19 protein-coding genes and 1 rRNA gene are annotated in these 20,099 nt (G+C 50.4%); 18 read left to right on the top strand and 2 right to left on the bottom strand.

Annotation, left to right across the window (positions count from 1 at the left end; translation table 11 throughout):
• Positions 1 to 36: 36 nt before the first annotated feature.
• The 11 genes from msrP to OGV93_RS09820 all read left to right on the top strand — a co-directional run bounded on the left by msrP (position 37) and on the right by OGV93_RS09820 (position 9,417).
• The gene (gene msrP / locus OGV93_RS09870; RefSeq protein WP_046275076.1) at positions 37 to 1,041 is read left to right on the top strand and encodes a protein-methionine-sulfoxide reductase catalytic subunit MsrP; all 1,005 of its coding nucleotides are present in this window, start codon (positions 37 to 39) and stop codon (positions 1,039 to 1,041) included.
• Positions 1,042 to 1,641: a protein-methionine-sulfoxide reductase heme-binding subunit MsrQ gene (msrQ, locus tag OGV93_RS09865; protein WP_016157592.1), complete on the top strand. Its 600-nt coding sequence runs from the start codon at positions 1,042 to 1,044 to the stop codon at positions 1,639 to 1,641.
• 392 nt (positions 1,642 to 2,033) lie between these two features.
• Positions 2,034 to 2,504 (top strand): acetyl-CoA carboxylase biotin carboxyl carrier protein, encoded by a 471-nt coding sequence (accB, locus tag OGV93_RS09860; RefSeq protein ID WP_003025210.1) that lies wholly within the window; start codon positions 2,034 to 2,036, stop codon positions 2,502 to 2,504.
• A gap of 10 nt (positions 2,505 to 2,514) precedes the next feature.
• Positions 2,515 to 3,864, top strand: a complete 1,350-nt coding sequence (gene accC, locus OGV93_RS09855) for an acetyl-CoA carboxylase biotin carboxylase subunit (protein WP_003828838.1) — start codon at positions 2,515 to 2,517, stop codon at positions 3,862 to 3,864.
• Positions 3,865 to 3,971: 107 nt separating this feature from the next.
• On the top strand, positions 3,972 to 4,214 hold the full coding sequence (locus tag OGV93_RS09850; protein ID WP_016154721.1) for a YhdT family protein: 243 nt from the start codon (positions 3,972 to 3,974) through the stop codon (positions 4,212 to 4,214).
• Positions 4,204 to 5,655, top strand: a complete 1,452-nt coding sequence (panF, locus tag OGV93_RS09845; protein WP_016157593.1) for a sodium/pantothenate symporter — start codon at positions 4,204 to 4,206, stop codon at positions 5,653 to 5,655. Before OGV93_RS09850 ends, panF begins: the two co-directional genes overlap by 11 nt.
• 12 nt (positions 5,656 to 5,667) lie before the next feature.
• Positions 5,668 to 6,549: a 50S ribosomal protein L11 methyltransferase gene (gene prmA / locus OGV93_RS09840; RefSeq protein ID WP_016154723.1), complete on the top strand. Its 882-nt coding sequence runs from the start codon at positions 5,668 to 5,670 to the stop codon at positions 6,547 to 6,549.
• Positions 6,550 to 6,909: 360 nt separating this feature from the next.
• Positions 6,910 to 7,875 (top strand): tRNA dihydrouridine synthase DusB, encoded by a 966-nt coding sequence (gene dusB, locus OGV93_RS09835; protein ID WP_003025224.1) that lies wholly within the window; start codon positions 6,910 to 6,912, stop codon positions 7,873 to 7,875.
• A 25-nt stretch (positions 7,876 to 7,900) separates the two neighbouring features.
• A complete protein-coding gene (gene fis / locus OGV93_RS09830; RefSeq protein ID WP_000462905.1) occupies positions 7,901 to 8,197 on the top strand; it encodes a DNA-binding transcriptional regulator Fis in 297 nt (98 codons plus the stop codon).
• Between the two features lie 88 nt (positions 8,198 to 8,285).
• Positions 8,286 to 9,170, top strand: coding sequence for an adenine-specific DNA-methyltransferase (yhdJ, locus tag OGV93_RS09825; RefSeq protein WP_047413935.1), 885 nt, complete (start codon positions 8,286 to 8,288; stop codon positions 9,168 to 9,170).
• Positions 9,171 to 9,252: 82 nt separating this feature from the next.
• A complete protein-coding gene (locus tag OGV93_RS09820) occupies positions 9,253 to 9,417 on the top strand; it encodes a DUF2556 family protein (protein WP_003025279.1) in 165 nt (54 codons plus the stop codon).
• A gap of 46 nt (positions 9,418 to 9,463) precedes the next feature.
• Here OGV93_RS09820 and envR read toward each other — a convergent pair whose 3' ends face one another.
• Positions 9,464 to 10,120: an acrEF/envCD operon transcriptional regulator gene (envR, locus tag OGV93_RS09815; RefSeq protein WP_101700710.1), complete on the bottom strand. Its 657-nt coding sequence runs from the start codon at positions 10,118 to 10,120 to the stop codon at positions 9,464 to 9,466.
• A 413-nt stretch (positions 10,121 to 10,533) separates the two neighbouring features.
• Between envR and OGV93_RS09810 the strand changes: the two genes are divergently transcribed.
• From OGV93_RS09810 to OGV93_RS09780, 7 genes are all read left to right on the top strand, one after another.
• The gene (locus tag OGV93_RS09810) at positions 10,534 to 11,697 is read left to right on the top strand and encodes an efflux RND transporter periplasmic adaptor subunit (protein WP_047499795.1); all 1,164 of its coding nucleotides are present in this window, start codon (positions 10,534 to 10,536) and stop codon (positions 11,695 to 11,697) included.
• Between the two features lie 11 nt (positions 11,698 to 11,708).
• Positions 11,709 to 14,822, top strand: a complete 3,114-nt coding sequence (locus tag OGV93_RS09805; protein WP_287109539.1) for an efflux RND transporter permease subunit — start codon at positions 11,709 to 11,711, stop codon at positions 14,820 to 14,822.
• A 272-nt stretch (positions 14,823 to 15,094) separates the two neighbouring features.
• On the top strand, positions 15,095 to 15,316 hold the full coding sequence (locus tag OGV93_RS09800) for a lipoprotein (protein WP_003025292.1): 222 nt from the start codon (positions 15,095 to 15,097) through the stop codon (positions 15,314 to 15,316).
• A 460-nt stretch (positions 15,317 to 15,776) separates the two neighbouring features.
• Entirely contained in the window at positions 15,777 to 16,802 is a 1,026-nt protein-coding gene (locus tag OGV93_RS09795; protein WP_003025295.1) for an amino acid ABC transporter substrate-binding protein, read from the top strand.
• 69 nt (positions 16,803 to 16,871) lie between these two features.
• The gene (locus OGV93_RS09790) at positions 16,872 to 18,053 is read left to right on the top strand and encodes an amino acid ABC transporter permease (protein ID WP_287109538.1); all 1,182 of its coding nucleotides are present in this window, start codon (positions 16,872 to 16,874) and stop codon (positions 18,051 to 18,053) included.
• Between the two features lie 9 nt (positions 18,054 to 18,062).
• Complete coding sequence (locus OGV93_RS09785) at positions 18,063 to 19,166, top strand: amino acid ABC transporter permease (RefSeq protein WP_101700708.1); 1,104 nt, start codon at positions 18,063 to 18,065, stop codon at positions 19,164 to 19,166.
• Positions 19,167 to 19,173: 7 nt separating this feature from the next.
• The gene (locus OGV93_RS09780; RefSeq protein ID WP_016154732.1) at positions 19,174 to 19,932 is read left to right on the top strand and encodes an amino acid ABC transporter ATP-binding protein; all 759 of its coding nucleotides are present in this window, start codon (positions 19,174 to 19,176) and stop codon (positions 19,930 to 19,932) included.
• Positions 19,933 to 20,017: 85 nt separating this feature from the next.
• Here the strand turns inward: OGV93_RS09780 and rrf are convergent.
• Positions 20,018 to 20,099: ribosomal RNA gene (gene rrf / locus OGV93_RS23920) — 5S ribosomal RNA — on the bottom strand; the annotation flags it as partial.

The raw sequence follows: 20,099 nt of genomic DNA, 5'->3' as shown, positions 1-20,099 counted from the left end.
CCCTGTCAGTTATGACGCGTAAGCCGGGAGTCTGTTATGAAGAAATTACGTCCATTTACAGAAGCCGACGTCACTGACGAGTCGGCTTTTTTTATGCAACGCCGCCAGGTACTGAAAGCATTAGGGATCAGCGCCGCCGCGTTGTCTTTCCCCCTCTCTGCGCAGGCTGATCTTCTTAGCTGGTTTAAGGGGAATGACCGCCCGCCCGCGCCCGCGGGTAAGCCGCTTGATTTCAGTAAACCCGCCGCCTGGCAAAATTCGCTTCCTTTAACGCCAGCGGATAAAGTTTCTGGCTACAACAACTTCTATGAGTTCGGTCTCGATAAAGCGGATCCGGCAGCCAATGCTGGCAGTCTGAAAACCGATCCGTGGACGTTAAAAATCAGTGGTGAGGTGGCAAAGCCACTCACCCTCGATCACGATGCGCTGACCGCCCGTTTCCCACTGGAAGAACGGATTTACCGGATGCGCTGTGTGGAAGCCTGGTCAATGGTCGTGCCGTGGATTGGTTTTCCGTTACATAAACTGCTGGCGCAGGTTGAACCCACCAGCAACGCAAAATATGTCGCCTTCGAAACGATCTACGCACCGGATGAAATGCCCGGACAAAAAGATCGCTTTATTGGCGGCGGGCTCAAGTATCCCTATATCGAAGGACTGCGTCTGGATGAAGCTATGCATCCACTCACTCTGCTTACCGTGGGGGTTTATGGAAAAGCTCTTCCCCCACAAAATGGCGCGCCCATTCGCTTAATTGTGCCGTGGAAATACGGATTTAAAGGCATTAAGTCGATCGTGAGTATTAAACTAACCCGCGAACGCCCCCCGACAACCTGGAATCTGGCCGCCCCCAATGAATATGGATTTTATGCCAACGTAAATCCGCATGTCGATCACCCGCGCTGGTCCCAGGCCACTGAGCGCTTTATTGGCGCAGGCGGTATTCTGGACGTTCAGCGCCAACCCACGCTGCTGTTTAACGGTTACGCCGACGAGGTCGCTTCGCTGTACCGTGGTCTTAACCTGCAGGAGAATTTTTGAGTGCGCCTGACTGCAAAGCACATTACCGGGCTGAAAGTTTGCCTGCACCTTGCCGGCTTTTTACCGTTTGTCTGGCTATTTTGGGCGGTGAATCACGGTGGTCTGAGCGCAGACCCGGTCAAAGATATCCAGCACTTTACCGGTAGGACAGCTCTGAAATTCTTGCTGGCGACCTTGCTGGTCTCTCCCCTCGCGCGCTACGCTAAACAGCCATTATTGATACGCACACGGCGCCTGTTAGGGCTATGGTGTTTCGCCTGGGCAACGTTGCATTTAACCAGCTACGCACTCCTGGAACTGGGCATTCATAATCTGGCGCTGTTAGGACGGGAATTAATCACGCGACCTTATTTGATGCTGGGCATTGCCAGTTGGGGCATATTATTCGCCCTCACGTTAACCTCCACCCAGTCGGCTCAGCGAAAACTGGGCAAAAATTGGCAGTATTTGCACAACTTCGTCTATCTTGTGGCGATCCTGGCACCCATACATTATCTGTGGTCGGTAAAAATTATCTCCCCTCAACCGATTATTTATGCAGCACTCGCTGTGGTGTTGTTAGCCTGCCGTTACAAGAAGTTTCGCCAGTGGTGGCGGTAGTTTCACGTTATGTGCAGTGCGTTACAAAATGTGGACGATCCGATTTTCTTTACATGTTAACGGTTGATTATCTTCCCTGATAAGACCAGTATTTAGCTGCCAATTGCTACGAAATAGTTATAATGTGCGACTTTGCTATCCCCGGTAGCGTTTTTAGAGCGCTGAAAGGGTGACATTCGCATGTTGAAGGTATATTTTGTCTTTTACCCGAAAATGGCAGAAGATAGCCGCACAATGACTAACAAGTCTCGCAATCTCACTTAATGGCAACCGCACCCAGTGCAATGCCTGAGATGCGTGGCATCTTGTCACTCACTGTTATAAAAATGCTATACAGACGGCGGTAAAACGCTTGTCACAATCTCACTAAACAAAGAGTACGGAACCCACTCATGGATATTCGTAAGATTAAAAAACTGATCGAGCTGGTTGAAGAATCAGGCATCTCCGAACTGGAAATTTCTGAAGGCGAAGAGTCTGTACGCATCAGCCGTGCGGCGCCAGCTGCAAGTTTTCCAATGATGCAACAGGCTTATGCTGCACCAGTGATGCAGCAGCCAGCTTTGTCTAACGCTGTCGCACAAACTGCCTCTCCAAGTATGGAAGCTCCGGCAGCAGCGGAAATCAGTGGTCACATCGTACGCTCCCCAATGGTTGGTACGTTCTACCGCACCCCGAGCCCAGATGCGAAAGCGTTCATCGAAATCGGCCAGAAAGTGAATGCGGGCGATACCCTGTGCATCGTTGAAGCCATGAAAATGATGAACCAGATCGAAGCCGACAAATCCGGCGTAGTGAAAGCGATTCTGGTAGAAAGCGGTCAACCGGTAGAATTTGACGAGCCGCTGGTCGTCATCGAATAACGAGGCGAACATGTTGGATAAAATTGTTATCGCCAACCGCGGTGAGATCGCCCTGCGTATTCTGCGTGCCTGTAAAGAGCTGGGCATCAAGACTGTCGCTGTGCATTCAAGCGCGGATCGCGATTTAAAACACGTATTGCTGGCGGATGAGACGGTCTGTATTGGCCCGGCTCCGTCCGTAAAAAGCTATCTGAACATCCCGGCTATCATTAGCGCTGCTGAAATCACCGGCGCAGTGGCAATTCACCCGGGCTATGGCTTCCTCTCTGAGAATGCCAACTTTGCTGAACAGGTAGAACGTTCCGGCTTTATCTTCATCGGCCCGAAAGCCGACACCATCCGCCTGATGGGCGACAAAGTGTCCGCAATTACCGCGATGAAGAAAGCTGGCGTACCGACAGTCCCAGGCTCTGACGGCCCGCTGGGCGACGACATGGACGCTAACCGCGCTCATGCGAAGCGCATCGGTTATCCAGTTATTATCAAAGCCTCCGGCGGCGGCGGCGGTCGCGGTATGCGCGTCGTGCGCAGCGATGCCGAACTGGCACAATCCATCTCCATGACCAAAGCGGAAGCGAAAGCGGCTTTCAACAACGACATGGTTTACATGGAGAAGTACCTGGAAAACCCACGCCACATCGAAATTCAGGTGCTGGCGGACGGTCAAGGTAACGCGATTTATCTGGCAGAACGTGACTGCTCCATGCAGCGTCGTCACCAGAAAGTCGTCGAAGAAGCACCAGCACCGGGCATTACTCCGGAACTGCGTCGCTACATCGGCGAGCGTTGCGCCAAAGCGTGCGTTGATATCGGCTATCGCGGGGCAGGTACTTTCGAGTTCCTGTTCGAAAACGGCGAGTTCTACTTCATTGAAATGAACACCCGTATTCAGGTTGAACACCCGGTAACCGAAATGATCACCGGCGTTGACCTGATCAAAGAGCAGCTGCGCATCGCTGCGGGACAACCGCTGTCCATCAAGCAGGATGAAGTTGTGGTTAAAGGCCATGCGGTAGAATGCCGTATCAACGCCGAAGACCCGAACACCTTCCTGCCAAGCCCGGGTAAAATCACACGTTTCCACGCACCGGGTGGCTTTGGTGTGCGCTGGGAGTCTCATATTTACGCAGGCTACACCGTACCTCCGTACTATGACTCAATGATCGGTAAGCTGATCTGCTATGGCGAAAATCGCGACGTAGCAATCGCCCGTATGAAAAACGCGTTGCAGGAACTGATCATCGACGGTATCAAAACCAACGTTGATCTGCAGATCCGCATCATGAATGACGAGCATTTCCAGCACGGTGGAACCAATATCCACTATCTGGAGAAAAAACTCGGACTTCAGGAAAAGTAAGCGTGCGTTAACTGAAAAGGCCGGAAATTCCGGCCTTTTGTTTTTCTCCCCTCCCGCACGTGCCATAAGGTACAATCCCCGCTTTCTTTATCCACAAGGGACAAAAAATGGACGCTCGTTTTGTTCAGGCCCATAAAGAGGCGCGCTGGGCGCTGTGGCTGACCCTTTTATATCTTGCCACATGGTTAGTGGCCGCTTACTTACCAGATTCCACGCTCGGTTTTACCGGCTTACCACACTGGTTCGAAATGGCCTGCCTGCTAACGCCGCTGGTTTTCATCGTGCTGTGCTGGGCGATGGTGAAGTTTATCTATCGCGACATTCCGTTGGAGGATGACGATGCAGCTTGAAGTTATTTTGCCGCTGGTCGCCTATCTGTTGGTGGTCTTCGGTCTTTCCGTTTACGCCATGCGTAAGAGATCGACCGGCACTTTCCTGAATGAATATTTCCTCGGCAGCCGCTCGATGGGCGGGGTCGTATTAGCCATGACGCTAACGGCAACCTACATTAGCGCCAGTTCGTTTATTGGCGGTCCTGGCGCCGCTTACAAATACGGGCTGGGATGGGTGCTGCTGGCGATGATCCAGTTGCCCGCCGTTTGGCTTTCTTTGGGGATTCTTGGTAAGAAATTCGCGATTCTGGCGCGCCGTTATAATGCCGTTACCCTCAACGATATGCTGTTTGCCCGCTACCAGAGTCGCCTGCTTGTGTGGCTGGCAAGCCTTAGCCTGCTGGTCGCGTTTGTCGGAGCAATGACCGTACAGTTTATTGGCGGCGCACGTTTGCTTGAAACCGCTGCGGGTATACCTTACGAAACCGGTCTGCTTATTTTTGGCGTCAGTATCGCATTGTATACGGCGTTCGGCGGTTTTCGCGCCAGCGTACTAAACGACACCATGCAGGGTATGGTGATGCTGATTGGTACTATTGTTCTGCTGGTCGGCGTCGTTCATGCTGCCGGTGGCCTCAGCAATGCGGTGGTAACCCTGCAAACTATCGACCCTAAACTGGTCTCGCCGCAAGGCGCGGATGACATTCTGTCACCCACGTTCATGACCTCATTCTGGGTACTGGTGTGCTTTGGCGTAATTGGGCTGCCGCATACAGCAGTACGCTGCATTTCTTATAAAGACAGCAAAGCTGTACACCGCGGCATTATCATCGGCACCATCGTAGTGGCGATCCTGATGTTTGGTATGCATCTGGCGGGTGCGTTGGGGCGTGCGGTGATCCCTGATCTGACAGTGCCGGATCTGGTTATCCCTACGCTGATGGTCAAAGTGTTGCCGCCGGTAGCTGCTGGGATCTTCCTCGCGGCCCCCATGGCCGCGATCATGTCGACGATCAATGCCCAATTGCTGCAAAGTTCCGCTACGATCATTAAGGATCTGTACCTGAACCTGCGTCCGGAACAGCTGAAAAACGAAACCCGGCTGAAGCGCATGTCGGCAGTAATTACCCTATTGCTCGGCGCGTTACTGCTACTGGCCGCCTGGAAACCGCCAGAGATGATTATCTGGCTTAACCTGCTGGCGTTTGGCGGGCTGGAAGCTGTCTTCCTGTGGCCGCTGGTACTGGGCCTGTACTGGGAGCGGGCAAACGCCGCGGGCGCTTTGAGCGCGATGATTATCGGCGGCGTTCTTTATGCCGTACTCGCTACATTTAACATTCAGTACCTGGGTTTCCACCCGATTGTGCCCTCGTTACTGATAAGCTTGCTGGCTTTCCTGATCGGCAACCGTTTCGGTTCTGCCGTCCCGCAAGCCGCCATATTGACTACTGATAAATAAAAGAGTTTTGCCATGCCATGGATCCAACTGAAACTGAACACGACCGGTGCCAACGCTGAAGAGTTGAGCGATGCGCTGATGGAAGCGGGCTCCGTTTCCATTACTTTCCAGGACACGCATGATACGCCGGTATTTGAGCCTCTGCCGGGCGAGACTCGCCTGTGGGGAGATACCGACGTTATCGGCTTGTTCGATGCAGAAACCGACATGAAAGAAGTGGTTGCCATCCTGGAGCAGCATCCGCTGCTGGGTGCAGGCTTCGCGCATAAAATCGAACAGCTCGAAGACAAAGACTGGGAACGCGAATGGATGGATAACTTCCACCCGATGCGCTTTGGTGAACGTTTGTGGATTTGCCCAAGCTGGCGCGATGTCCCGGATGAGAATGCCGTCAACGTGATGCTGGACCCGGGTCTGGCGTTTGGTACCGGCACTCACCCCACCACCTCCCTATGCCTGCAATGGCTGGACGGTCTCGATCTAAACGGCAAAACCGTCATCGACTTCGGCTGCGGCTCCGGCATTCTTGCCATTGCGGCACTGAAGCTGGGTGCGGCAAAAGCCATCGGCGTAGACATCGATCCGCAAGCAATTCAGGCCAGCCGTGATAACGCCCAGCGTAATGGCGTTTCTGAGCGTCTGGAGCTCTATCTGCCGAAAGACCAGCCAGAGGCGATGAAAGCCGACGTGGTGGTCGCAAACATCCTCGCAGGCCCATTACGTGAACTGGCACCGTTAATCAGCGTACTGCCCGTTGAGGGCGGTTTACTGGGGCTTTCTGGCATTCTTGCCAGCCAGGCGGAAAGCGTCTGTGAGGCCTATGCCGAACTCTTTACGCTCGATCCGGTTATCGAGAAAGAAGAGTGGTGCCGCATTACCGGTCAGAAAAAATAATCCCCTCTCGTTACCGTTGGTAACGCAATAATCGCTCTTTTTTTCGCAAAAGGATTTGCGGAAATGAGAGCGAGATCGCATTACAAAGCCACTATTTGCTCACAAAAACAGCTTTTTATCCTGATAACCTGAGGCTGGCCGTAATAAAAAAAGAGAAGTTTTCGGAATTTATAAACGGATGAAAAATTAGCACAACCACGTATCAAACTGATTATTAAAGATTTTAATTTGAAACTGTGTACTTAACCAGCAATTCATTGATCCACCTCAGTGGATTGGTCAAAGTTTGGCCTTTCATCTCGTGCGAAAAATGCGTAATATACGCCGCCTTGCAGTCACAGTATGGTCATTTCTTAACTCATGCGCATCGGACAATACCAGCTCAGAAATCGCCTGATCGCAGCACCTATGGCTGGCATCACTGACAGACCATTCAGGACGCTGTGCTATGAGATGGGAGCAGGATTGACGGTATCCGAGATGATGTCTTCTAACCCGCAGGTTTGGGAAAGTGACAAGTCTCGTTTACGGATGGTGCACGTTGATGAGCCAGGAATTCGCACGGTGCAAATTGCCGGTAGCGACCCTGTTGAGATGGCCGATGCCGCACGTATTAACGTGGAAAGCGGCGCCCAGATTATTGATATCAATATGGGGTGTCCGGCTAAAAAAGTGAATCGCAAGCTCGCAGGTTCAGCCCTCTTGCAGTACCCGGATCTAGTGAAATCAATACTAACCGAGGTCGTCAATGCAGTGGACGTTCCTGTCACACTCAAGATTCGCACCGGCTGGGCTCCGGAACACCGTAACTGCGTAGAGATTGCCCAACTGGCTGAAGACTGTGGCATTCAGGCTCTGACCATTCATGGACGCACCCGCGCCTGTTTGTTCAATGGAGATGCTGAGTACGACAGTATTCGGGCAGTTAAGCAGAAAGTTTCCATTCCGATTATCGCGAATGGCGACATTACTGACCCGCATAAAGCCAGAGCTGTACTCGACTATACGGGGGCGGATGCCCTGATGATAGGACGTGCAGCTCAGGGAAGACCCTGGATCTTTCGGGAAATCCAGCATTATCTGGACACTGGGGAGCTGCTGCCCCCGCTGCCTCTGGCAGAGGTGAAGCGCTTGCTTTGTGCGCACGTTCGGGAACTGCACGACTTTTATGGTCAGGCAAAAGGGTACCGAATTGCGCGTAAACACGTATCCTGGTATCTCCAGGAACACGCTCCGGATGACCAGTTTCGGCGCACATTCAACGCCATTGAAGATTCCAGCGAACAGCTGGCGGCGTTGGAGGCATACTTCGAAAATTTTGCGTAAACAGAAATAAAGAGCTGACAGAACTATGTTCGAACAACGCGTAAATTCTGACGTACTGACCGTTTCTACCGTTAACTCTCAGGATCAGGTAACTCAAAAGCCCCTGCGTGACTCGGTTAAACAGGCACTGAAGAACTATTTTGCTCAATTGAATGGTCAGGATGTTAACGATCTCTATGAGCTGGTACTGGCTGAAGTAGAACAGCCCCTGTTGGACATGGTGATGCAATACACCCGCGGTAACCAGACCCGTGCTGCCCTGATGATGGGCATCAACCGTGGTACGCTGCGTAAAAAACTGAAAAAATACGGCATGAACTGATACTAATCAGCGAAATGTTTGTTTTAAAAGGCGCTACTCGGCATGGGGAAGCGCCTTTTTTATTAACGTCACACGGGAGGCTTTGGCGATGAACGCAAGATGTGAACCTGTCTATTTTGGCGATGAATCTAAAAAGATAATCCTGGGTGATGCTCTGACCGAACTGAAAAAGCTGCCGTCAGAAAGCGTCGATCTCATTTTCGCCGACCCACCTTATAACATCGGTAAAGACTTTGACGGGATGGTGGAATCCTGGGACGAAGAGGCATTTTTGGCATGGCTGTTTGAGTGCATTGACGAGTGCCATCGCATTCTCAAACCACACGGCACCATGTACATCATGAACAGTACGGAGAACATGCCGTACATCGATCTCAAATGCCGCCAGCTCTTTACCATCAAGAGCCGTATTGTGTGGTCATACGATAGCTCCGGGGTGCAGGCCAAAAATCACTTTGGTTCGATGTATGAACCGCTTCTGATGATGGTAAAAGATCAGAAAAACTACACGTTTAATCGTGATGATATTTTGGTTGAAGCCAAAACGGGCGCTAAACGTGCACTGATAGACTACAGAAAGAACCCGCCCCAACCTTACAACCAGAAAAAAGTACCAGGCAATGTCTGGGAGTTTCCACGCGTTCGTTATCTGATGGACGAATACGAAAATCACCCGACTCAAAAACCCAAAGCCCTCCTTGAACGCATCATTCTGGCTTCCTCCAGTCCAGATGACAGCGTGCTGGATCCGTTTGCCGGTAGCTTCACTACCGGTGCCACTGCCGTGGAATTAGGTCGCAAGTTTGTCGGGATTGAAATCAATGCCGAGTACGTAAAAATGGGGCTCAGAAGAATGAGCATTGGTTCGCATTTTTCAGAGAATGAACTTGCAAAGGTGAAAAAGCGGAAGACAAAAAATCTGTCTAAAAAGAGTCGATTAACAGCAAAGAGCGGCGATCTTTCAGCAAAGTAAAGGCATTGTAAGTCTGCTTTTCAGCTTGCAGATTTCGTGTATATTCCCTGCACGCTTGGGCATGAATACACAGGGTTTGGTAATGATTCGCAAGTATTGGTGGCTGGTTGTTTTTGCGGTCTTCGTTTTTCTCTTTGATGCGCTGCTCATTCAGTGGATAGAGCTGATGACAACGGAGCACGATAAGTGCCGGAATATGAATTCTGTAAACCCCCTCAAGCTGGTCAACTGCGTCGACCTCGAATAGCACGACGAAAAATACGTCGACAGCCGTCAGGCCCTGGCGGCTAAAACTATCCTGGCTGATTTTCACTCTGCATTAATTGCATTACACAGCCGTCTGGGCTTAACATTTTTAATACGTTATCAACTAATACTGGCGCTTGCCCATACAAATCATAACTCACTGGATTCATTAACCAGTTTTTTATTATTCCGCTAAAGCTACCGTGCAGAATAATGATGATGACATCTAAATCCAGACTGGTGGCAATCAGATTTTCATCCACGCACTTTTGCAGTGAATCACGAATGCTTTGATGACTGAGACCTATTTTATCGCGAATGGTCTTTTCTGATATCATATCGTTATGAAATTCACATTTATGATATAAAATTTGCATTAATGCCTGCTGGCGAGGATTCTGTGCAATATATTGCAATCCCACCACAAACTTTTCACGCAGCCGCTGTAAAGGATTATCACCCCAACGACCAATAAGCTTATCCTGAATAAGATCGCGTAATGGAGGTTGTTGTAACCATAGCGCATTGAACAATTGCGTCTTATTTTCAAAATGCCAATAGAGCGCCCCCCGGGTCACGCTGGCGGCATCCGCAATGTCGTTTAACGTCGTATTGCTAACACCACGCACGGCAAACTGCATAATCGCTGTTTCTATCAGGTGCTGTCGTGTTTTGAGGGCATCAGCTTTCGTTTTTCTGGCCATGGTTTCGACTGTCTGAGGTAAGGTAGAGAATGATTAACTTTCTTATGTAATATTTGCTAAACGGAACAAATGTATCACTTAGCGTTTATTTAGACGAGTTCTAAAACAGTTAATTATGGATATTGCACACGAATAAACAAAACAAATAACAACCACCAATATATTCACCAACCAAATACTTATTTCAATATGTGTTTATGCGCATCATTGCATTACTATTAAAACCATAATGAAACAACCGAAGATAAATCCTTTTTTGTTTTTACGTGCCGTGTATCGCGCCCATAAATAAGTATTGCTTACATCGCAAGCTAATAATTTGTAGGATAGCCAACCATTATTTTCACTTGTGCGCGTTATCGCCTCTGCGTTACCCGGTTAATAACGAGCGTTCGGTTTTTTAAGGAATAGAAATGACGAAAAATGCCAGGTTTTCACTCCTGCCCTCATTCATCATCATGTCCGCTGTATTACTCGCCGGTTGTAACGATCAGGGAGAAACACAAGCTCACCCCGCAGAGCCGCAGGTGACTGTCCATGTCGTCGAAAAGGCGCCTTTAGCCGTGACGACCGAATTACCTGGGCGCACAACAGCATTTCGTATTGCTGAAGTCCGTCCTCAGGTCAGCGGGATTGTACTTAAACGGAATTTCACCGAGGGAAGCGATGTTGAAGCCGGTCAGTCGCTTTATCAGATCGATCCCGCGACTTACCAGGCTGACTACGACAGCGCCAAAGGCGAACTGGCAAAGAGTGAAGCGGCAGCAGCTATCGCACATTTAACGGTAAAACGTTATGTCCCGCTGGTTGGCACTAAGTACATCAGCCAGCAAGAGTACGATCAGGCCATTGCTGATGCTCGCCAGGCCGATGCCTCCGTTATCGCGGCAAAAGCGGCGGTCGAAAGCGCTCGTATCAACCTGGCCTACACCAAAGTGACATCGCCCATTAGCGGACGTATCGGTAAATCTAACGTCACCGAAGGCGCATTAGTCACGAATGGCCAGGCAACTGAACTTGCTACCGTGCAACAACTTGATCCTATTTACGTCGACGTAACACAGTCCAGTAATGACTTTATGCGCCTCAAACAGTCCGTTGAGCAAGGGAGCCTACATAAAGACAGCGCCAGCAGTACCGTCGAACTGGTGATGGAAAATGGTCAGTCGTACCCGCTGAAAGGTGCGTTGCAGTTCTCTGATGTCACCGTTGATGAAAGTACCGGATCCATCACCCTCAGGGCCGTATTCCCTAACCCACAGCACACGCTGCTGCCGGGCATGTTTGTGCGTGCTCGTATTGATGAAGGCGTCCAGCCGAATGCCATTCTCGTTCCCCAACAAGGGGTAACACGTACGCCACGCGGCGATGCAACGGTGATGGTTGTCAATGACAAGAGTCAGGTCGAGGCTCGCACCGTCGTTGCTACACAGGCGATAGGTGATAAGTGGTTAATCAGCGAGGGCTTACAGCCTGGCGATAAGGTTATCGTCAGCGGATTGCAGAAAGCGCGTCCCGGCGTAAAGGTTAAAGCAACCACCGATACCGAAACTCCAGCCGCAAAAACTGCGCAATAAGGTAACCGGACATGGCTAACTTTTTTATCAATCGCCCTATTTTTGCCTGGGTTCTGGCCATCATTCTGATGATGGCAGGGGCTCTGGCAATCATGCAACTGCCCGTTGCACAGTATCCGACCATTGCACCTCCTGCGGTCGCTATTTCTGCCACCTACCCAGGTGCGGATGCGCAGACGGTACAAGACACGGTTACGCAGGTTATCGAACAGAATATGAACGGTATCGATAACCTGATGTATATGTCCTCCACCAGCGATTCCTCCGGGAGCGTCACCATTACTCTGACTTTCGAGTCGGGTACTGACCCGGATATCGCACAGGTCCAGGTGCAAAACAAATTACAGTTAGCGATGCCCTTACTGCCACAGGAAGTACAGCAGCAGGGGATCAGCGTCGAGAAATCCAGTAGCGGTTTCCTGATGGTGGCGGGTTTTGTCTCCGATAATAACAATCTGACGCAGGATGATATTTCCGACTATGTGGCGTCTAACGTTAAAGACGCAATAAGCCGAACAGCAGGTGTCGGCGATGTCCAGATGTTTGGTGCACAGTACGCAATGCGCATCTGGCTCGACAGCAACGCAATGAACAAATATCAGTTGACTCCGCTGGACGTTATCAATCAACTGAGAACGCAAAACAATCAGATTGCCGCAGGCCAACTGGGAGGCGCACCATCCGTCCAGGGTCAACAACTTAATGCCTCCATTATTGCTCAGACACGCCTGAAAACGCCGGAAGAGTTTGGTCGCATAACGCTGAAGGTGGGCCAGGATGGCTCAATGGTTCACCTCAGAGATGTAGCCCGCATCGAACTCGGCGGCGAAAACTATAACATGGTGACGAAAATTAATGGTCAGCCCGCAACAGGTCTGGGCATTAAGCTGGCGACCGGTGCAAACGCGCTGGATACTGCCGCAGGCGTCAAAGCAAAGCTGGCTGAGTTACAACCTTTCTTCCCGCAAGGTTTGCAAGTGGTTTACCCCTATGACACTACACCATTTGTAAAAATCTCGATTAACGAGGTGGTGAAAACGCTGTTTGAAGCCATCATCCTCGTCTTCCTGGTGATGTACCTGTTCCTGCAAAATCTGCGCGCCACGCTGATTCCAACTATCGCAGTGCCTGTCGTGCTGTTGGGAACATTCGCGATCCTCGCCGCATTCGGATTCTCCATCAACACGCTAACGATGTTCGGAATGGTGCTGGCCATCGGCCTGCTGGTCGATGACGCCATCGTGGTAGTAGAAAACGTCGAACGCGTCATGGCGGAAGAGAAACTGCCGCCCAAAGAGGCGACGCAGAAATCCATGGTCCAGATCCAGGGCGCACTGGTCGGGATCGCGATGGTGCTCTCGGCGGTATTTATCCCCATGGCGTTCTTTGGCGGCTCGACCGGCGCCATTTACCGCCAGTTCTCTCTGACCATTGTTTCAGCGATGGCGCTTTCTGTTCTGGTCGCCCTCATTCTTACGCCAGCGCTTTGTGCAACGCTGCTAAAACCCGTTTCCGCCGGACATTTTGAAAAGAAAGGCGGTTTTTTCGGATGGTTTAACGCCCTGTTCGATAAAAGCGTCGGGCATTACAGCAATAGTATCAGCGGTATTCTGCGCAAAACCGGACGCTACTTGTTGCTATATGTTCTTATCGTCGGCGGAATGGCTGTTCTGTTTTTACGCCTCCCTACCTCCTTCTTGCCCGAAGAGGATCAGGGGGTCTTTATGACAATGGTGCAACTTCCTGCCGGTGCGACACAGACGCGCACACAGCAGGTGCTGGATCAGATTCAGAATTACTACCTCAACCAGGAAAAAGCGAACGTAAAATCGGTGTTCACCGTTAATGGCTTCAGCTTTAGCGGCCAGGGACAGAACTCCGGTATCGTCTTTATTAGCCTCAAACCATGGGAAGAGCGTTCGGGCGATGAAAACGGCGTGACGGCTATCGTCGAACGTGCGACCAGGGCGTTCAGCCAGATTAAAGATGGACTGGTGTTCCCGTTCAACATGCCTGCCATTCTTGAACTGGGTACCGCGACCGGCTTTGATTTTCAGTTAATTGATCAGGCTAACCTCGGTCATACAGAACTGACGAAAGCCCGGAACCAGTTGCTGGGTATGGTGAGAGAGCATCCAGATTTACTGGTGCGCGTGCGCCCTAACGGTCTGGAAGATACCCCGCAATTTAAGCTGGATATTGATCAGGAAAAAGCCCAGGCGTTAGGCGTAAGTCTGTCGGATATAAACCAAACGATTTCCACGGCCCTTGGCGGCACCTATGTGAACGATTTTATCGATCATGGCCGAGTGAAAAAGGTATACGTTCAGGCTGACGCGCCGTTCCGTATGTTACCCAACGACATCAACAATCTCTACGTACGTAGTGGGAATGGTGAAATGGTGCCATTCTCTGCGTTCAGTTCGTCGCATTGGATTTATGGTTCACCCCGCCTGGAGCGTTACAACGGTATGCCATCAATGGAAATACTGGGAGAGGCCGCGCCGGGTCGAAGCACCGGTGAAGCCATGGCGCTCATGGAAAACCTGGCAGCACAGCTGCCAACCGGTATCGGCTATGACTGGACGGGGATGTCATATCAGGAACGGCTCTCCGGCAATCAGGCACCTGCGTTATACGCTATTTCGTTAATCGTCGTCTTCCTGTGTCTCGCCGCATTGTATGAGAGCTGGTCTATTCCATTTTCAGTCATGTTGGTTGTACCGCTCGGCGTGGTCGGTGCGCTTCTGGCGGCGTCCATACGCGGTCTGAATAACGACGTTTACTTCCAGGTAGGTCTGCTGACTACCATCGGTCTTTCCGCCAAAAACGCTATCCTTATCGTGGAGTTTGCCAAAGACCTGATGGATAAAGAAGGTAAAGGGTTGATTGAAGCCACACTGGAGGCGTCACGCATGCGTCTTCGTCCAATCCTGATGACATCCCTGGCGTTTATTCTGGGGGTTATGCCTCTGGTTATCAGCCACGGAGCGGGTAGCGGGGCACAGAATGCGGTCGGTACAGGCGTAATGGGAGGCATGCTGACCGCGACATTGTTGGCAATCTTCTTCGTCCCCGTCTTCTTCGTTGTCGTCAGACGGCGTTTTAGTCGGCGCAACGTTTAATTTGTAAAATAAAGGCGTCTTCGGACGCCTTTTTCACCTAAGATGCCCCTCTTTATTTATTAATAAGATAGCCATTTATTTCTAATAAACCCTTCCTGAAAAACTCGCCAGTCACCTTTCTTTTTATCCATTATTTTTACAATCCACATGAATTGAGATTATTCCTCATGTCAGTATTTTTTTAAGAAGTGGTAAAATAATCGCCGAGTTCGCAGATGGCTTAGCGTTTGTCTTTGCTCAATTAGCGAAACGCTTATTTTTGAGGTAACACCATGAAAAGATTAATATCCGTTGCATTGCTTACCGCATTCCTGGCCGGCTGTGCACACGATTCTCCTTGCGTACCTGTCTACGACGATCAGGGGCGCCTGGTTCATACCAATACCTGTATGAAAGGCACCACGCAGGATAACTGGGAAACAGCCGGTGCCATCGCCGGTGGCGCAGCAGCCGTTGCCGGGCTGACGCTTGGGATAGTCGCCCTGACCAAATAAATCTTCTTAAAAGCGCGGTGGGTACCGCGCTTTTTGCAATAAGAATTAAATCTTCATATAAGACAAAACGTTGGTATATAGCACTCAACGTATAATAAAATTATTATAGATTTTCCTCACATATCCACGATTTGAAATTAGCATTTTTTCAGTTCTTCGTAACAGCGCGCTTTCTTTTCATTATTCTCACGTCATCAATATTAACGTACGAAATCGTTATCACGCGTCCGGTTTGATTTTTAAATTTTTTGCGCCGAAATGTGGCTTACGTTTCAATTTTGCACCACTTCAGGGCGCTGCATTTATTTTTTCCTGTCTACACTCTGGATATTGCGTCGAATAATCGTGCGCAAAAACCTGGCACTACCTTTGCTTAAAAGAGTATGGCCATAGCCACAGACAGGTAAAAGACGTTTTCAGAACGTTTCCATAACAATAATTCCTCCACACAGGATGCTCTATGAAAAAGATGATAATAGCCAGCCTGGCTGCGGCCGGCGTGCTGCTTGCGGTTGCAAATCAGGCACATGCCGGCGCAACACTTGATGCCGTAAAGAAAAAAGGTTTTGTGCAGTGTGGGATCAGTGACGGGTTGCCTGGCTTTTCTTATGCCGATGCAAGCGGTAAGTTCTCAGGTATTGATGTCGACGTATGTCGTGGCGTTGCCTCCGCCGTATTTGGCGATGATAGCAAAGTAAAATATACCCCGCTCACCGCCAAGGAACGCTTTACCGCACTACAATCAGGTGAAGTCGACATGCTCTCTCGTAATACCACCTGGACCTCCTCTCGTGACGCAGGAATGGGAATGTCTTTCACTGGCGTAACGTATTACGACGGCATTGGTTTTCTTACCCACAATAAAGCGGGTCTTAAGAGTGCTAAAGAGCTGGATGGCGCAACGGTTTGTATCCAGGCAGGAACAGATACCGAACTGAACGTGGCTGACTACTTTAAAGCCAACAACATGAAGTACACCCCTGTCACCTTTGACCGCTCGGATGAATCAGCTAAAGCTCTGGAATCTGGGCGCTGCGACACGCTGGCTTCCGACCAGTCTCAGTTGTACGCCCTGCGAATCAAGCTGAGTAATCCTGCGGAGTGGATTGTCCTGCCAGAAGTTATTTCTAAAGAACCGCTGGGACCTGTCGTACGTCGTGGGGACGATGAGTGGTTCTCCATTGTTCGCTGGACGCTGTTCGCCATGCTGAATGCGGAAGAAATGGGCGTTAACTCGAAAAACGTCGATGAAAAAGCGGCTAATCCTGCAACGCCGGATATGGCACACCTGTTAGGCAAAGAAGGGGATTATGGCAAGGATCTGAAGCTTGATAACAAATGGGCTTACAACATTATCAAGCAGGTAGGTAACTACTCGGAGATCTTTGAGCGTAACGTGGGATCGGAAAGTCCACTGAAGATCAAACGTGGACAGAACAACCTCTGGAATAACGGTGGCATTCAATATGCGCCGCCGGTGCGCTAATGCGTAGTGATGTAACGGGCGCCGCGACTGCGGCGCTCAGTCCAGAGTCATAGTTACCGAGGTTTTCTTATGTTCCATCGCCGCTCAATCGTAAAAGGATCGTTATCCTTTGCTAACCCTGCGGTCCGCGCCTGGTTATTTCAAATACTTGCCGTCATTGCGGTCATCTGCATTGCGGTCTATCTCATCCATAACACGATAAATAACCTGAACAATAGCGGTATTACCTCGGGATTCTCTTTTCTCGATCGCAGCGCCGGATTTGGTATTGTCCAGCATCTGATCGATTACGAGCAAGGCGATACGTATGGCCGTGTCTTTATCGTTGGCCTGCTCAATACGCTATTGGTTTCTGCACTGTGTATTGTTTTCGCATCAATTATTGGTTTCTTTCTCGGACTGGCACGCCTGTCAGATAACTGGTTATTACGAAAGCTCTCGACGATCTACATCGAAACGTTCCGCAATATACCGCCGCTGCTGCAGATCTTCTTTTGGTATTTCGCCGTATTACGTAACCTGCCCGGCCCACGTCAGGCCGTTAACGCGCTGGACTTGATGTTTCTGAGTAACCGGGGACTCTATATTCCGGCACCGCAAATAGGAGAAGGATTTTTTGCCTTTTGCGGCGCTGTAATTATCGCTATCGTCGTCACTATCGGGCTATTTCGCTACGACAGAATGCACCAGACTAAAACCGGTCAGCTACGCCGGACCTGGCCCACAGCTCTGGCGCTGATCGTGCTTTTACCGATGATCTCACAGTGGCTGTTTGGCGCAGCGCTTCACTGGGATATCCCCGCCCTTCGCGGTTTTAACTTCCGTGGCGGTATGGTGCTTATTCCCGAACTGGCTGCCCTGACGCTGGCGCTTTCAGTGTATACCTCGGCGTTTATTGCAGAAATTATTCGAGCGGGAATCCAGGCCGTTCCTTATGGCCAACATGAAGCAGCACGCTCGCTGGGTCTACCAAATCCGGTGACACTGCGCCAGGTGATCATCCCACAGGCGCTGCGCGTCATCATTCCCCCATTAACCAGCCAGTATCTGAATATCGTCAAAAACTCCTCACTTGCGGCCGCCATTGGCTATCCGGATATGGTTTCACTGTTTGCCGGCACGGTACTCAATCAAACAGGGCAAGCCATTGAAACCATTGCTATCACGATGTCGGTGTACCTGATCATCAGCCTGAGCATTTCTCTGCTGATGAATATTTATAACCGCCGTATTGCACTGATTGAGCGCTAAGGAGCCATGATGACAAAAGCACTGCTGTCTCACCCCTCGCGTCAGAACAGTAACCCGGCAAGCCGCAGTCTACTCTGGGTGCGTAAAAACCTGTTCTCCAGTTGGTCAAATAGCCTGCTCACGCTGCTGTGCATTTGGCTGATTTGGTCATTTCTTCCGCCACTGCTGAACTGGGTATTCTTTCAGGCCAACTGGGTCGGTTCAACCCGCGCAGACTGCACCAAAGCAGGGGCTTGCTGGGTGTTCATTCATGAACGCTTTGGGCAATTCATGTATGGACTTTATCCCCACGATCAGCGCTGGCGCGTAAATCTGGCCCTGATCATTGGCCTGGCCTCTATCGTCCCTATGTTCTGGAAATCTATTCCTCACCGTGGCCGCTATATCGCCGTCTGGGCCGTCGTTTATCCCGTGGTGGTCTGGTGGTTGATGTACGGTGGTTTTTTCGGACTTGAGCGCGTAGAAACCCGACAGTGGGGCGGATTAACACTGACGCTTATCATTGCATCCGTGGGGATTGCGGGCGCGCTTCCGTGGGGTATTTTACTGGCGCTTGGACGTCGGTCTCATATGCCAGTCGTGCGGATTTTATCCGTCATTTTCATTGAGTTCTGGCGCGGTGTGCCGTTGATTACCGTCCTTTTTATGTCCTCGGTCATGCTTCCTCTGTTTATGTCCGAAGGGACCAGTATCGACAAACTTATCCGGGCGCTGGTCGGCGTGATTCTTTTCCAGTCGGCGTATGTCGCAGAAGTGGTTCGCGGAGGGTTACAGGCCCTACCAAAAGGTCAGTATGAAGCCGCTGAATCACTGGCGTTAGGGTACTGGAAAATGCAAGGGCTGGTCATTCTTCCGCAAGCCCTCAAGCTGGTTATTCCGGGTCTGGTTAACACGATTATCGCCCTGTTTAAGGATACCAGTCTGGTCATCATCATCGGCCTGTTTGATCTCTTCAGTAGCGTGCAGCAGGCAACTGTGGACCCTGCATGGTTGGGTATGTCGACGGAAGGATATGTTTTCGCTGCACTGATTTACTGGATCTTCTGTTTTAGCATGTCGCGTTACAGCCAACATCTGGAAAAACGTTTTAACACCGGGCGTACACCGCACTGAGGAATTTATGAGCCAATTATTAATGCCGTCTACCGACGCGATGATTACGCTGGAAAACGTCAACAAATGGTACGGACAGTTTCACGTCCTGAAAAACATCAACCTGAAGGTAAAGCAGGGAGAACGCATCGTATTATGCGGACCTTCCGGTTCGGGTAAATCGACAACTATCCGCTGTATCAACCATCTGGAAGAGCATCAGCAAGGACGTATTGTGGTGGATGGGATCGAACTCAATGAAGATATCCGCAATATTGAGCGTGTCAGACAAGAAGTTGGCATGGTTTTTCAGCACTTTAATCTCTTTCCTCATTTGACGGTCCTGCAAAACTGCACGCTGGCACCAATCTGGGTACAAAAGATGCCGAAAAAAGAGGCTGAAGCTCTGGCAATGCACTACCTTGAGCGAGTTCGTATTGCTGAACATGCGCATAAATATCCTGGGCAAATCTCTGGTGGGCAGCAACAGCGCGTGGCCATTGCACGCTCGCTGTGCATGAAACCTAAAATTATGTTATTCGATGAACCCACATCAGCGTTGGATCCTGAAATGGTAAAAGAAGTGCTTGATACCATGATAGGTCTGGCGCAATCAGGTATGACCATGCTGTGTGTTACCCATGAAATGGGCTTTGCCCGCACAGTGGCCGACCGGGTGATCTTTATGGATCTTGGCGAGATTGTTGAACAGGCAGCACCGGATGAGTTTTTTGCTCACCCCAAATCTGAACGCACGCGTGCGTTTTTGTCGCAGGTTATCCATTAAAGCCATGCGCCGGATACAGCACCGGCGTTTAACAGATAAAACAAAAGGCCCAGTCTTTCGACTGGGCCTTTTGTTTATATTTGATGTCTGGCAGTTCCCTACTCTCGCATGGGGAGACCCCACACTACCATCGGCGCTACGGCGTTTCACTTCTGAGTTCGGCATGG

The sequence above is a fragment of the Citrobacter sp. Cb031 genome (assembly GCF_030336725.1).
Classification (GTDB): domain Bacteria; phylum Pseudomonadota; class Gammaproteobacteria; order Enterobacterales; family Enterobacteriaceae; genus Citrobacter; species Citrobacter braakii.
The sequence above is the reverse complement of the archived record's forward strand: the minus strand, read 5'-3'. Positions and strand labels throughout refer to the sequence as shown.

Bases quoted from the DNA above. Each gene is read 5' to 3' on its own strand.
- msrP (WP_046275076.1), top strand. From the start codon at position 37: ATGAAGAAATTACGTCCATTTACAGAAGCCGACGTCACTGACGAGTCG.
- OGV93_RS09790 (WP_287109538.1), top strand. From the start codon at position 16,872: ATGTTCCATCGCCGCTCAATCGTAAAAGGATCGTTATCCTTTGCTAAC.
- OGV93_RS09850 (WP_016154721.1), top strand. From the start codon at position 3,972: ATGGACGCTCGTTTTGTTCAGGCCCATAAAGAGGCGCGCTGGGCGCTG.
- OGV93_RS09800 (WP_003025292.1), top strand. From the start codon at position 15,095: ATGAAAAGATTAATATCCGTTGCATTGCTTACCGCATTCCTGGCCGGC.
- yhdJ (WP_047413935.1), top strand. From the start codon at position 8,286: ATGAACGCAAGATGTGAACCTGTCTATTTTGGCGATGAATCTAAAAAG.
- fis (WP_000462905.1), top strand. From the start codon at position 7,901: ATGTTCGAACAACGCGTAAATTCTGACGTACTGACCGTTTCTACCGTT.
- OGV93_RS09780 (WP_016154732.1), top strand. From the start codon at position 19,174: ATGAGCCAATTATTAATGCCGTCTACCGACGCGATGATTACGCTGGAA.
- dusB (WP_003025224.1), top strand. From the start codon at position 6,910: ATGCGCATCGGACAATACCAGCTCAGAAATCGCCTGATCGCAGCACCT.
- OGV93_RS09810 (WP_047499795.1), top strand. From the start codon at position 10,534: ATGACGAAAAATGCCAGGTTTTCACTCCTGCCCTCATTCATCATCATG.
- accC (WP_003828838.1), top strand. From the start codon at position 2,515: ATGTTGGATAAAATTGTTATCGCCAACCGCGGTGAGATCGCCCTGCGT.
- panF (WP_016157593.1), top strand. From the start codon at position 4,204: ATGCAGCTTGAAGTTATTTTGCCGCTGGTCGCCTATCTGTTGGTGGTC.
- accB (WP_003025210.1), top strand. From the start codon at position 2,034: ATGGATATTCGTAAGATTAAAAAACTGATCGAGCTGGTTGAAGAATCA.
- OGV93_RS09820 (WP_003025279.1), top strand. From the start codon at position 9,253: ATGATTCGCAAGTATTGGTGGCTGGTTGTTTTTGCGGTCTTCGTTTTT.
- OGV93_RS09805 (WP_287109539.1), top strand. From the start codon at position 11,709: ATGGCTAACTTTTTTATCAATCGCCCTATTTTTGCCTGGGTTCTGGCC.
- envR (WP_101700710.1), bottom strand. From the start codon at position 10,120: ATGGCCAGAAAAACGAAAGCTGATGCCCTCAAAACACGACAGCACCTG.
- prmA (WP_016154723.1), top strand. From the start codon at position 5,668: ATGCCATGGATCCAACTGAAACTGAACACGACCGGTGCCAACGCTGAA.
- OGV93_RS09795 (WP_003025295.1), top strand. From the start codon at position 15,777: ATGAAAAAGATGATAATAGCCAGCCTGGCTGCGGCCGGCGTGCTGCTT.
- OGV93_RS09785 (WP_101700708.1), top strand. From the start codon at position 18,063: ATGACAAAAGCACTGCTGTCTCACCCCTCGCGTCAGAACAGTAACCCG.